Origin of the sequence: Pseudomonas sp. SWRI50 (genome assembly GCF_014269095.1) — a bacterium.
GTDB classification, from domain to species: Bacteria; Pseudomonadota; Gammaproteobacteria; order Pseudomonadales; family Pseudomonadaceae; genus Aquipseudomonas; species Aquipseudomonas kermanshahensis.
Window position 1 is genome coordinate 54,372 of sequence record NZ_JABWRW010000031.1, and the last position, 12,975, is coordinate 67,346.

At 64.3% G+C, this 12,975-nt stretch carries 11 protein-coding genes and 1 tRNA gene; 8 read left to right on the forward strand and 4 right to left on the reverse strand.

What is annotated here, in order from left to right; genetic code table 11:
• Positions 1 to 4: 4 nt before the first annotated feature.
• From fdhE to HU750_RS24300, 4 genes are all read left to right on the forward strand, one after another.
• Positions 5 to 931: a formate dehydrogenase accessory protein FdhE gene (gene fdhE / locus HU750_RS24285; protein WP_186682803.1), complete on the forward strand. Its 927-nt coding sequence runs from the start codon at positions 5 to 7 to the stop codon at positions 929 to 931.
• A 155-nt stretch (positions 932 to 1,086) separates the two neighbouring features.
• Entirely contained in the window at positions 1,087 to 2,514 is a 1,428-nt protein-coding gene (gene selA / locus HU750_RS24290; protein ID WP_186682805.1) for an L-seryl-tRNA(Sec) selenium transferase, read from the forward strand.
• Entirely contained in the window at positions 2,511 to 4,433 is a 1,923-nt protein-coding gene (selB, locus tag HU750_RS24295; protein WP_186682807.1) for a selenocysteine-specific translation elongation factor, read from the forward strand. The genes selA and selB overlap by 4 nt, the downstream gene beginning before the upstream one ends.
• A 6-nt stretch (positions 4,434 to 4,439) precedes the next feature.
• Positions 4,440 to 4,535, forward strand: a tRNA-Sec gene (locus HU750_RS24300).
• Between the two features lie 125 nt (positions 4,536 to 4,660).
• Here HU750_RS24300 and HU750_RS24305 read toward each other — a convergent pair.
• Together HU750_RS24305 and HU750_RS24310 are read right to left on the reverse strand one after the other, a co-directional pair.
• The gene (locus tag HU750_RS24305) at positions 4,661 to 5,650 is read right to left on the reverse strand and encodes an asparaginase (RefSeq protein ID WP_186682809.1); all 990 of its coding nucleotides are present in this window, start codon (positions 5,648 to 5,650) and stop codon (positions 4,661 to 4,663) included.
• Positions 5,651 to 5,722: 72 nt separating this feature from the next.
• Positions 5,723 to 7,165, reverse strand: coding sequence for an alanine/glycine:cation symporter family protein (locus HU750_RS24310; RefSeq protein WP_186682811.1), 1,443 nt, complete (start codon positions 7,163 to 7,165; stop codon positions 5,723 to 5,725).
• Between the two features lie 175 nt (positions 7,166 to 7,340).
• Between HU750_RS24310 and HU750_RS24315 the strand changes: the two genes are divergently transcribed.
• Positions 7,341 to 8,150, forward strand: coding sequence for a helix-turn-helix domain-containing protein (locus HU750_RS24315; protein WP_027594892.1), 810 nt, complete (start codon positions 7,341 to 7,343; stop codon positions 8,148 to 8,150).
• Between the two features lie 11 nt (positions 8,151 to 8,161).
• Here the strand turns inward: HU750_RS24315 and HU750_RS24320 are convergent, their stop codons facing one another.
• Positions 8,162 to 9,007 (reverse strand): alpha/beta hydrolase, encoded by an 846-nt coding sequence (locus tag HU750_RS24320; protein ID WP_186682813.1) that lies wholly within the window; start codon positions 9,005 to 9,007, stop codon positions 8,162 to 8,164.
• Positions 9,008 to 9,338: 331 nt separating this feature from the next.
• On the opposite strand from HU750_RS24320, the gene HU750_RS24325 reads away from it, so the two are divergent.
• Positions 9,339 to 10,223: a sugar nucleotide-binding protein gene (locus HU750_RS24325; RefSeq protein WP_033694227.1), complete on the forward strand. Its 885-nt coding sequence runs from the start codon at positions 9,339 to 9,341 to the stop codon at positions 10,221 to 10,223.
• Positions 10,216 to 11,148: an NAD-dependent epimerase/dehydratase family protein gene (locus HU750_RS24330; RefSeq protein WP_186682815.1), complete on the forward strand. Its 933-nt coding sequence runs from the start codon at positions 10,216 to 10,218 to the stop codon at positions 11,146 to 11,148. The genes HU750_RS24325 and HU750_RS24330 overlap by 8 nt, the downstream gene beginning before the upstream one ends.
• 157 nt (positions 11,149 to 11,305) lie before the next feature.
• Here HU750_RS24330 and HU750_RS24335 read toward each other — a convergent pair whose 3' ends face one another.
• Entirely contained in the window at positions 11,306 to 11,749 is a 444-nt protein-coding gene (locus HU750_RS24335; protein WP_186682817.1) for a winged helix-turn-helix transcriptional regulator, read from the reverse strand.
• 97 nt (positions 11,750 to 11,846) lie between these two features.
• Between HU750_RS24335 and HU750_RS24340 the strand changes: the two genes are divergently transcribed.
• The coding region (locus HU750_RS24340) for an MFS transporter (protein ID WP_186682819.1) at positions 11,847 to 12,975 on the forward strand (1,129 nt) is incomplete at its 3' end.

Consider the following 12,975-nt stretch of genomic DNA (forward strand, 5'->3'; position numbering starts at 1 on the left):
GTACATGAGTACGATACTCGTACCCGGGCAGATCGAGGCGTCGGCGGTGGCGCCACCCTTTTTGCACCTGCCACCCAAGGGCTTGTTCGCCCTGCGCGCCGAGCGGCTGGAGCTACTCGCTGAAGATAATGCCCTTGGCGATTACCTGTGGCTGATCGCGCGGCTGTGCCACATCCAGCAGTGGCTTGTGGATAACCCACCTGGTGCTTTGCCTGTGGCCGAAGATCGCCAGCGCCTGTGCATAAGTCATGGGCTGCCGCCGCTGGCAGCCGACAGCCTGGTGCGCGAAGGGCCGTGGCTGGTCTGGCTGCAGACGTTGCTCGATCAGTTCGGTGAAGTGGCCACGGGGCCGTTGGCTGAAGCGCTGCAGGCACTGCGCAAAAGTGACGACGGCCAGCGCAAGGGCTGGGGCATCGCGTTGCTGGCAGGGCAGTTCGATGCCGTGCCGGCCGCGTTTGTGCCGTTTCTGGGCGCGGCGCTGCAAGCCGCCTGGTCCTATTGGCTGCTGGCGCTGCCGGCTTGCGAGCTCAAGCCGGCCGGCAGCTTGGCCCAATGCCCGGCCTGCGGGTCGCCAGCGTTGGCCGGTGTGGTGCGTAACCGTGGCAAGCATAACGGCCTGCGTTACCTGGCCTGCTCGTTGTGTGCCTGCGAGTGGCATGTGGTGCGGGTCAAGTGCGTGTACTGCGAGTCGAGCAAGGACCTGCGCTATACCAGCTTGGAGGATGATCGCCATGCGCCGGGCAAGGCGCCGTTGCAGGCTGAGTGTTGCCCGGGGTGCAACACCTACCTGAAGCAGCATTATCTGGAGAACGATGCCGCTGCCGAGCCGCTGGCCGATGACCTGGCCAGCCTGGCGCTGGATATCCGGCTGGATGAGGAAGGGTTTCATCGCCTGGCGCCAAACCTGCTGCTGGCGCCGGGTGGCGGGTGAGTGTCTACACTGCAAGATCGAGTCGCGCCCTTCGCGGGGCAAGCCCGCTCCCACAGGTACTTCGATGTATTCGGAACCAGCAAGTTCTCAGTGGGAGCGGGCTTGCCCCGCGAAAGGGCCAGAACAGACAACGGATCATCTGAAGGTAGTACCTGATGTCTTCAAGCCTCGCCAACGACACCCCACGCCTGCCTTCCATCGACACCCTCCTGCGTCATCCGGCCTGCCTCCCGTTGATCGACCGCCACGGCCGCGACGCTGTCCTCGCCACCCTGCGCCTACTGCTCGACGACCTGCGCGAGCCCGCCCATCTGGGCCAACTCAACACCGCCGAGTTGGCCGCAGAGGTACTGCTCGGTCGCACTGGCGAGCGCCTGGCTACCCAGCAACGCAGCCAGGTCCGCCGGGTGTTCAACCTCACCGGCACCGTGCTGCACACCAACCTCGGCCGCGCCCTGTTGCCGGAAGAGGCCATCGACGCCATGCAGACCGCCGCCCGTTACCCGCTCAACCTGGAGTTCGACCTGGCCACCGGCAAGCGCGGCGACCGTGACGACCTGATCGAAGGCCTGATCCGCGAATTGACCGGTGCCGAAGCCGTCACCGTGGTCAACAACAATGCCGCAGCCGTGCTGCTGGCGCTGAACAGCCTGGGGGCGCGCAAGGAGGGCATCATCTCCCGAGGCGAGCTGATCGAGATCGGCGGGGCCTTTCGTATCCCCGACATCATGGCCCGTGCAGGCGTACGGCTGCACGAGATCGGGACCACCAACCGCACCCATGCGCGCGACTACGAGGCCGCCATCGGCCCGCGCACCGGCCTGCTGATGCGCGTGCACTGCAGCAACTACAGCATCCAGGGCTTCACGACCCAGGTGCCTACCGCCGAGCTGGCGCGCATTGCCCATCACCATGAACTGCCGCTGCTCGAAGACCTGGGCAGCGGCAGTTTGCTTGACCTTACCCGCTGGGGCCTGCCCGCCGAACCGACCGTGCGCCAGGCACTGGCAGATGGCGCCGATATCGTCACCTTCAGCGGCGACAAGCTGCTTGGCGGGCCACAAGCCGGGATCATCGTTGGGCGCAAGGACCTGATCGCCAAGATCAAGAAGAACCCCCTCAAACGTGCGCTGCGCGTCGACAAGATCACCCTCGCCGCCCTTGAAGCGGTGCTGGCGCTGTACCGCAACCCGGACCGGCTGGCCGAGCGTTTGCCCAGCCTGCGCCTGCTGACCCGCAGCCAGGCCGAGATCCAGGCCCAGGCCGAGCGCCTGGCGCCCGAACTCAATGCCCGCCTCGATGGGCAATGGGCGGTCAGTGTGGAGCCGGCACTGGGCATGATTGGCAGCGGCAGCCAGCCGGTGGCGCGCCTGCCCAGCGCCGCGCTGTGCCTGCGCCCGCAGGTGTCGAAGAAGCTGCGCGGGCGCAGCCTGCATGTGCTGGAGCGCGCCTTGCGCGAGTTACCGGTGCCGGTGCTGGGGCGTATCGATGACGATGCGCTGTGGCTCGACCTGCGCCAGTTGGACGATGAAGCCCAGTGGCTGGCGCAGCTGCCTGCCCTGCAACTGGGGCCGGTGCAGTGATCGTCGGCACCGCTGGCCATATCGACCACGGCAAGACGGCGCTGCTGCAGGCCTTGACCGGGCAGGCTGGCGACCACCGTCAGGAAGAACGCGAGCGCGGCATGACCATCGACCTCGGCTATCGCTATGCCGCACTGGCCGAAGGTGCGCCACTGACCGGTTTCATCGATGTGCCGGGCCATGAGCGCTTTATCCACAACATGCTGGCAGGGGCGCACGGCATCGACCTGGTGTTGCTGGTGGTGGCTGCGGACGACGGCATCATGCCGCAAACCCGCGAGCACCTGGCGATCATCGAGTTGCTGGGCATTCCTCAGGCGTTAGTGGCGGTCAGCAAATGCGACCGGGTAGCGCCGGCGCGCGTAGCAGAAGTGCACGCGCAGATCGCCGCGCTGCTGGCGCCGGGGCCGTATGCAGGGGCCTCGCAGTATGCACTGTCGAGCATCACGGGCGAAGGTGTGGAGGCATTGCGCCAGGCACTGCTGCAGGCGCAAGGGCGCGTGCGGCAGCGCAGTGTGCGCGGCGGTTTTCGCCTGGCCATCGACCGCGCCTTCGCGGTGTCTGGCGCCGGTGTGGTGGTCACCGGCACGGCATTGGCCGGCCAGGTCAGTGCGGGTGACACCCTGTTGTTGGGCAAGGCTGGCAAACCCGTGCGGGTGCGCGGCCTGCATGCCCAGAGCCAGGCCGCGCTGATGGCCGAAGCGGGCCAGCGGGTGGCGCTGAACATCGCTGCCGAGCGGTTGGCCGTCGAACAGGTACATCGGGGTGACTGGCTGGTGCCCGAATGGCTGCACGCACCCAGCGTTCGGGTCGATATCGAGCTGACGTTGCTGGCGGGGGAAACCCGCCCGTTCGAGCACTTCAGCGCTGTGCACGTCCACCTCGGCACTCAGGATGTGACCGCCCGCGTGGCGCTGCTCGAAGGTGAGGCACTGCTGGCCGGCCAGCGCATGTTTGCCCAGTTGCTACTCAACGCGCCGCTGCAGGCCGTGCATGGCGACCGGCTGGTGCTGCGCGACCAGCGTGCCCAGCGCACGCTGGGGGGCGGGTGGGTGCTTGACCCGTTTGCGCCCAGTCGGCAGCGTCGCAGCGAGTCGCGGCTGCGCCAGTTGCAGGTGCTGCGTGATGCCGAGGGCCTGGAGCAAGCATTACCCGCTTTGCTGGATGCCGCGCCCGCAGGGCTCGACCCGCAGCGGCTGGAGCGGCAGTTCAACCGCCTGCGTGCGAGCTGGCAGTTGCCCGCGAATGTTCTGGTGATTGCCACACGCCAGGGGCCGTTGCTATTTGCTCGTACGACGTGGGATGCGTTGAAGCAGCAGGTGCTGGAGCGGCTGGCACTGTTTCATCAGCAGGAGCCCGACCAGCTCGGCCCGGACCGCGACCGTTTACGGCGCTTTGCTGCCTTGCCGCTGGAGCGTCCGGCGTTTGTCAGCCTGCTGGATGAATTGCTTGATGAGGGGCAGGTTGCCAGCAGCGGCCCGTGGTTGCACCTGCCCGAACACAAGGTGCAATTGAGTGAGGCCGATAACGCGCTATGGGCGCGGTTGGAACCCCGCTTGCTGGAAGGGCAGTACGACCCGCCGTGGGTGCGGACGCTGGCCAGTGAATTGGGCTGCGCCGAAACGGATGTGCGCTTGCTGATGCGCAAGCTGGCTAGGTTGGGCCTGGTGCACCAGGTGGTGCGGGACCTGTTCTACCCGGCAGCGACGGTACAGCGCATGGCCGCGCTGCTGCTTGGCCAGGTGAGTGAAGCGCCGGTAGTGCAGGTGGCTGCGTTTCGCGATATGTTGGGCATCGGTCGCAAGCGCAGTGTGCAGATTCTTGAGTATTTCGACCGCATCGGCCTGACTCGCCGGGTGGCCGACCAGCGTTACATCCGCGCCGACAGCGCCCTGGCCCAGCAGCAGGCCAGGCACTGAGTTCAAGGAAGGCAATCGCGCCCGGTGGCGCGGCCGGGCTTCAAACCCGGTTGGGGACGGCAGCCGTTCCCGGGCAGGTTCGACTCCCGCTGCCTTCCGCCATTAACTTCTCCCTTTCGGGCCTCTTCGCGGGTAAACCCGCTCCCACAGGGGCTTTACAGTTCTTGAGACGTGCGCAGTACCTGTGGGAGCGGGCTTGCCCGCGAAGAGGCCCGAAAGCATGACGCTTAAGCCCGCTCTCCACACAGGTCCAGCGCAAACCACTGCTCAGCAGCTTCTGCACCCAACCCAGCCCCCAGCAGCGCAAACAGTTTGCCCAACGCTGCCTCACGGGTCATGCCGCCGCCACTGACCAGGCCAGCGCCACGCAGGCGGTTACCCGCCGCATAGGTATCGAACACCACCGACCCTTCCGGGCATTGGCTGATCGCAACCAGCACCACACCCCGCTGACGCGCCGCTTGCAGTACGTCTAGCAATGCCTGGTCATCCGAGGGCCCTGTGCCGCTGCCGTAGCACTCCAGCAGCAAACCTTGCACGCCGCTGTCGAGCACTGCCCGCAGATGCCCGGCCTGCAAGCCAGGGAACACCGGCATCACCGCCAGGTTGACCGGCTGGCGCGGGTGCTGGTAGCCAAGCTCGGCGGGCAGGGTGTTGGCACGCTCACCGTCGCGATGGCGCGGCAGCGCGGCAAAGGCATCGAAGGCCTCGCTGCGCAGTTTCGAGGCCCGGCAGCCGTGCAGCAACTGCCCGTGGAAGTACAGCTGCACGCCGTCTTCCAGGCCTTGCTCGAACTGGCGCAGGGCGCCGCACAGGTTGTCCCAGGCATCGCTGCCCGGTGCACCGGCCGGCAACATCGAGCCGGTCAACAGCACCGGCACCGGCAAGCCAAGCAGCAGGAACGACAACGCTGCGGCGCTGTGAGCCAGGGTGTCGGTGCCATGCAGGACCAGCACCGCATCATGGCCGGCAACGTCCACCGCCTCGACGATGGCATCGCGCATGGCCAGCCAGTTGTGCTGCTGCATGTTGGCGCTGTCGAGCAGCGGGTTCATTTCCTGCAGTGTCCAGTGCAGTTGGGGTGCATCGGCCATCTGGGCGAAATGCTCGCGCATCCGCGCCTCGAAACCACCCGCTGGCGCCAGGCCTTCAGGGGTTTCGAGCATGCCGATGGTGCCCCCGGTGTAGAGGACGAGAAGATTCTTTACTGCGCGCATGGAGATCATCCGAGGCGGTAAGCGGAGAAAGAAAAGCCGCCCGCAGGTGGGGCGGCTGGGCAGGGCAGGATATCAGCGCTGTAGCTGGGCTTGGCCTACGGCTTTGTCAGCGGCTGTTTCGGCCTGCGTATTGGCAGGCCAGGCATTGCGGTCCAGGTCCAGGTCGGCAAACTTGGCCGAATCGAACACTGGCTGCTTGATGCCAGCCTTGCGCTGATCATCGTAGTCGCGCATCACCCGCAGGCCGACCTTGAACAGCAGGGCCAGGGCGATCAGGTTGACGAAGGCCAGGCAGGTCATGGTGATGTCGGCGAAGGCGAACACGGTCGACAGGTCCTGCATCGAACCCCACACCACCAGCGCCAGCACCAGGCCGCGGAACAGCATCAGCACGGCACGGTTGCGGGTCAGGAACTGCAGGCTGTTTTCGCCCAAGTAGTAGTTGTAGAGGATGCAGGTGAAGACGAACAGCGACAGCGCGACGCTGACGAACAGGCGTCCCCAGTCACCGACCACGGCGGCCAGCGAGTTTTGGGTCAGGACGATGCCGTCACCTTCGAAGCCTGGGGTGTAGAAGCCCGACAGCAGGATCAGCAGCGCGGTGCAGGTGCAGATCACGAAGGTGTCGAGGAACACGCTGAACGCCTGGACCACGCCTTGCGCGCCCGGGTGCTTCACGGCCGCCACGGCAGCGACGTTGGGCGCACTGCCCAGGCCCGCTTCGTTGGCGAATACGCCACGCTTCACGCCCATGACGATGGCACTGCCCAGCAGGCCGCCGAACGCGGGGTCGAGGCCGAAGGCGCTCTTGAAGATGGTTTCCAGCATGGCAGGCACGTGCTCGATCTGGGTGCCGATCACGTACAGCGTCACGCCGATGTAGGCCAGCGTCTTGACCGGTACCAACAGGTCAGACACGGCGGCGATGCGCTTGATGCCACCGAGGAAGGTGATGGCCAGCAGCACGGCCAGGACGATACCGGTGTGCTTAGGGTCGAAGGCAAAGGCGTTCTGCAGCGAGTGGGTCACGGTGTACGACTGCAGGCCAATGAAGGCGAAGCCGTAGGTGACCAGCAGCAGGATCGAGAACACGATGGCCATGTTCTTGCGCTTCAGGCCGTGCTGGATGTAGTAGGCCGGGCCACCACGGTACAGGCCGTCACCGTCTGCGCGTTTGTAGACCTGGGCCAGCGTGCATTCGAAGAAGCTGCTGGACATGCCCACCAGCGCGGTGACCCACATCCAGAAGACCGCGCCTGGGCCGCCCAGGGTCACGGCAATGCCAACACCGGCGATGTTACCGGCGCCAACGCGGCCGGCGAGGCTCAGCATCAGGGCCTGGAAGGAGCTCAGCTGGCCTGCCTGGCCACGCAGCGATTCCTTGAACACACCGAACATGTGGGCAAAATGGCGGAACTGGACGAACCGCGAGCGGATGGTGAAGTAACCGCCGAGACCGACGATCAACACGATGAGGAGTTTCCCTGAAAGGAAATCGTTGAGTACTTCGAGCATTAAAATGACCTCGATTCTTATTCTTCGTGTGGAATGACCAGCGGACGGCAGGCGCACCGCTATCGTTGGGGCGCATGTTTGGCTATGACAAGAGTGGTTACAATTTCGCGGGTTGCTCTGACTTGATGCGACTTGATGCTACACTTGCGCCATTCGCGTCACCTGGATTCTGAACATGAGCGATCATTTCGCTACCAACCTCAAACTGGCCTGCAGCCACTACCGCTCTATCTCGGAAGTTTGCCGACAGCTGTCGATCAACCGTGCGCAGTTCAACAAGTACCTCAGCGGCCAGAGCCGTCCGACGGCTTTCAACCTCAAACGCATCGGCGATTTCTTCGGTGTCGAGGATTACGAGCTGAACCAGCCGCCCGAGCAGTTCGCTCGGCTGATCGGCGCCCGTGTGTCGGCGGTGGCTGAACAGCCAAGCGACCCGATCAGCGAGTTGTTCCGCCCCTTGCACGAGCACGCGGGCAACCTGTCGCGCTACTGCGGCTATTACTTCGAGTATTCCAACTGCATGTCGGTACCGGGGTCGATCCTGCTATCGCTGGTGCACCTGCGTGAAGAGCGCGGCCGCTTCCTGTTCGAGCGCCAGGAGCGTCAGGAGCGCAGCAGTGCCACCGACCTGCATGCCGAGGTGCGTTGCCGCTACTTGGGCGCGGCGTTCCAGTTGCAGGACCGGATGTTCCTGATCGACTACGAGTCGCTGACCCTTAACGAGATGAGCCAGACCATCCTCATCCCCAGCTTCAAGAGCCGCATCACCCGCCTGAACGGCCTGAAGACCGGCGTTTCCAGCGGCGACCGACGCAACCCGGCCTGCACCCGAGTGGTGTGGGAGTACCTGGGCGAAGAGATCAACCGCATCAATGCCTATCGCCAGGTCAAGCTGTACCGGCCGGATGACCCGCGTATCGATGACGACGTGCGCGAGCGGTTGAGTGTGGGGCCGTTGAGTAACGGGCTATTCGAAATCGAGTGAGGGGCAACGCGTCACACATCGTCGTGGATGAACGTTTCCACCGCGTCCGCAACCTGATCCGCGATTGCCGGGGTACTGCGCAGGTGGGCGGCGATGCCATGGTCGCAGTCCGTAAGAAACAGGCATTGCAAACGCTCCGGTGAAACTGACTGCATCAGCGCGTGAGTGACTTCTTCAGGAATTGGGCTGTAGCGCTCGGTGCCGGCAACCCACAGGTTGCCTGCACTGGTGCCAGGCCCTTTGCCGAATCGCTGTGAGTTGAGCCCGTCATACTCGCCAATCACCATCAGTACTCTGCCCCGAAACCGACTGAGGAAGGCGTAGCTGTCGCAGTCCAGAAAGCCGTAGGGCCTGCTGATGGCTGCTGTAAAGGTCGGGCCGAATGGCGCCTGTTGAGCGAGGTCTGGATAAACAGCTGGGCAGATCAATACAAGCCTGTTCACTTGCGGTAACTGCGCTGCGAGTTTCAGCGTAATTGCAGCCCCTAGGCTATGGCCTATCAGCGTTCGGCAGTCATTAGCGATATGTCGGAAAAAACGTTGCGCCTCTTCGAGATTGGTCGCTAGTGAAGGCGAATCTGCACCTGGCTCGCTGGCGAGACTGTGCCCTGACAGGTTTCCAGTTAGCGATCCGATACCTGCGGCTTGCAGGCGATAGAGCAGCGGGTTGAGCCGAGTGAAGTCCGAGCGCGCGCCCCCGATGACAAACACCGGGGGTGATTGCTCAAGATCAGGCACCAGCAATCGGGCTTGCTGTTGGTAGTTTCCGAACACTTCTTCGATGACTACTTCTTTGCCAGGTGCGGGTTCGTTGAACTGCCATTTCAATCGGTGATTTGTGTCCGTTTGTACGTGCATGCTGCCCTCTTTTAAGAGCCGATGATTGGTATTACGCAACGCAGATTAGGCTAGTTGCTGTTTTTGCCGTGTGCGCTGGCTCATGGCTTTTTTGAAGCCTATGAGATCGAGCGCCGCGCGGGCGGCGCTCGATTTGCGCACCACCTCAAAACCCAAGGCAAGCACCTGTCGGCAAAACGTGGCTGCAATTGGGCCATCCAAGCGGGTGGTGGCGAAAATTTGAAATCAACACTGCCGATGGTATTCACTAGGCCCTGGGTTGGACTTCCCCGCCCGGAAACCGCAAAATGACCCCTTTCCCTCAATCAACCTCTCCGGATCTGCTGACTCTATGCGTATGCGCCTAATGCTGTTGGGTGGTGGCAATGCCCTCGGGCAAGCGCTGATTCGTCTCGGGGCTGAAGAGGACATTGCATTCCTGGCACCGCGCCCGCCGGAGAACGGCTGGGACCCGGCCAGCCTCACTCAGCTGCTCGACGATCACCGCCCCAATGCCTTGGTCAACCTGGCCTATTACTTCGACTGGTTCCAGGCCGAGTCGGTCAGCGAACAACGCCTGGCTCAGCAAGAGCGGGCGGTGGAGCGGCTGGCAGAGTTGTGCCAGCACCACCAGATCACCTTGGTGCAGCCTTCGAGCTACCGGGTTTTCGACGGGTCGCGGGCCACGGCCTACAGCGAGAAAGACGAGCCGGTGCCGCTCGGCCTGCGTGGCCAGGCCCTGTGGCGCATCGAGCAGAGCGTGCGGGCGGCGTGCCCGCAACATGTGCTGCTGCGCTTTGGCTGGCTGCTCGATGAAAGCGTCGATGGGGCACTGGGCCGTTTCCTGACCCGGGCCGAACAACCCCAGGAATTGCTGCTGGCAGATGACCGCCGCGGCAACCCGACGCCGGTCGATGACGCTGCCCGGGTGATCCTGTCGGTGCTCAAGCAGCTCGATTGCAGCGCGCCGCTGTGGGGCACCTACCATTACGCCGGCAACGAAGCGACCACGCCACTGGCGCTGGGGCAGGCGATTTTGACCGAGGCTGGCCAGTACCGTCAGCTGGCGGTGCAGGCGCCCACGCCACAGGCCCATGCCGCGCGGCCGGACGCCAGCGAAGAGCCCCAGCACGCCGTGCTGGCCTGCAAGAAAATCCTTCACACCTTCGGTATCAAGCCCCGCGCCTGGCGCGCCGGCCTGCCGCCCCTACTGGACCGTTTCTACCGCCATGGCTGATGCCCCCATCCTGATCACCGGCGGTGCCGGCTTCATCGGCTCTCACCTGTGCGATGCGCTGTTGGCCAAAGGTTACGCCGTACGCATTCTCGACGACCTGTCCACTGGCAAGCGGGATAACCTGCAGATTACCCACCCACGGTTGGAACTGATCGAAGGCGATGTCGCCGATGCTGGGCTGGTCAGCCGTGCGGCCGCTGGTTGCGCTGCGGTGGTGCACCTGGCGGCCGTGGCGTCGGTGCAGGCTTCGGTCGAGGATCCGGTAAAGACTCACCAGAGCAATTTCATCGGCACCCTGAATGTCTGCGAAGCCATGCGCCTGCACGGTGTGCGTCGGGTGCTGTTCGCCTCCAGTGCTGCGGTGTATGGCAACAACGGCGAAGGCGAGTCGATTGCTGAAGAAACACCGAAAGCGCCGTTGACCCCTTACGCTGTGGATAAGCTGGCCAGTGAGCAGTACCTGGATTTCTACCGCCGCCAGCATGGTCTGGAGCCGGTGGTGTTCCGCTTCTTCAATATCTTCGGCCCGCGGCAGGACCCTTCCTCGCCGTATTCGGGCGTGATCAGCATCTTCAGCGAGCGTGCCACCCAAGGGCTGCCGATCACGGTGTTCGGGGATGGTGAGCAGACCCGGGATTTCCTTTATGTAGGGGACCTGGTGCAGGTGATGATCCAGGCGCTGGAGCAGCAGCAGGTCGAGGAGGGCGCGGTGAACATCGGCCTGAACCAGGCGACGTCGCTCAACCAGCTGTTGACGGCCCTGGAAAAGGTAATCGGCAGCTTGCCAGCGATCAGCTATGGCCCAGCCCGCTCGGGCGACATTCGCCATTCGCGGGCAGATAACCAGCGCTTGCTGACGCGCTTCGATTTCCCGGCGCCAACGCCATTGGTCGACGGCTTGTCCCGCTTGCTCGGCAAGCCCTGACCGCAGGCTCGGCAACGCACGCCGTCCTGTAGGAGCAGCCTTGCGCTGCGAAGAGGCCGGTGGCAACACAGTAGATTTTCACTGCTGCCACCGGCCTCTTCGCAGCACAAGGCTGCTCCTACAGGAGTCTTGGCTTGCCAGCCACGTGGCGCCGGGCTCAACCGTGCTGCACCACCGTGCGCTGGCAATCATCAGGCCCCAACACCCGCCCATCCCGAGCGCGCACTTGCAGGGTCTCGAGCGTTTCCCCTGTGGCGCGGTCCAGCAACGCCGATCGCGTTTCTCCCGCCTCGAACAAGAACTGCTCCCCCCACTGGCGCAAGGCGATCACCAACGGAAACACCGAACGCCCTTTTTCGGTCAGCACATACTCTTTGTAGGCACTGCCATCCGATGCCGGCTGCAACGCCAACAGCCCACTCTCCACCAGTAACTTGAGCCTCGAGGCCAGGATGTTCTTGGCCAGCCCGAGGTTCTTCTGAAACTCACTGAAGCGGCGCAAGCCATCGAAGGCGTCGCGCAGGATCATCAGCGCCCAGCGATCACCCAGTACTTCAAGGGCCCGGGCTACCGGGCATTGTCCGTTCGTTTCGTCGAGCATCGTGCGGCTTCTCAAGGGTTCTGGTTGCAGATTAAAACCACATTTGCTAGAAATCCACATGTGGTTTTAAATTGAAACCAGATTGAAGGGATACGCCATGCACACCCCGAACGCTACACAACCCCGCCTGACCCGCGCGATGACCCTGTTACTGGCCCTCACCTGCGGTATTGCAGTGGCCACCGTGTACATCGCCCAGCCCTTGCTCGAGTCCATGGCACGGGACTTGGGGGTAGGGCAGCAGCGCATAGGCTGGGTGGTCGGCGCCACCCAGGCCGGTTATGCGCTGGGCTTGCTACTGATCGTGCCGCTAGGCGACCTGATTGACCGTAAGCGCCTGATCGTCGGCCAGTTGTTGGTCTCGGCCCTGGCCCTGATGGTGGTAGGCATGGCCTGGGACTGGGCGGTGCTGCTGATGGCGCTGGCGCTGGTCGGGTTGATGGCCGTCATGGTGCAGGTGATGGTGGCGCATGCCGCCACCCTGGCCACCCCCGCACAGCAGGGGCAGGCGGTGGGCACGGTCACCAGCGGGGTGGTGCTGGGCATTCTGCTGGCGCGGCTGGTGTCTGGCTTCGTCGCCGACATGGCGGGCTGGCGTGTCGTCTATTTTGCCGCAGCCGGGGTGCTGATGCTGATGGCCTGCCTGCTCTGGCGCGGCATGCCGGGTGCCCGGCCGGCGGCGCAGCGCCTCGGTTACCTGGCATTGACGGGCTCGCTGTGGGCGTTGTTCAAGGAAGACCCTGCCCTGCGCCGACGCGGGTTATACGGCCTGTTGATCTTTGCCGCCTTCAGCGTGCTGTGGAGCGCGATGGTGCTGCCGCTGAGTGCTTCGCCCTTGGCGCTCAGCCATACCCAGATCGGCCTGATTGGCCTGGCCGGCGTGGCGGGCGCGGTCGCTGCTTCCCGGGCCGGTCGGCTGGCCGATCAAGGCCGCGGCGAGCGCACCACCGGGTTCGCCCTGGCGGTACTGACGGTGTCGTGGCTGCCGACGGCGTTCGTCGAGCATTCGCTGCTGGCGTTTCTAGTGGGGGTGGTGTTGCTCGATTTTGCGGTGCAGGCCGTGCATGTCACCAACCAGAGCCTGTTGCTGGCCGGGCGCAGCGCACAGGCGAACCGCCTGATTGGCGCCTACATGTGTTGCTATTCACTGGGTAGCGGATTGGGCGCGGTGCTGGCGACCTGGGTCTATGCCCGATGGGGGTGGGCGGCGGTGTGCGGGCTGGGGG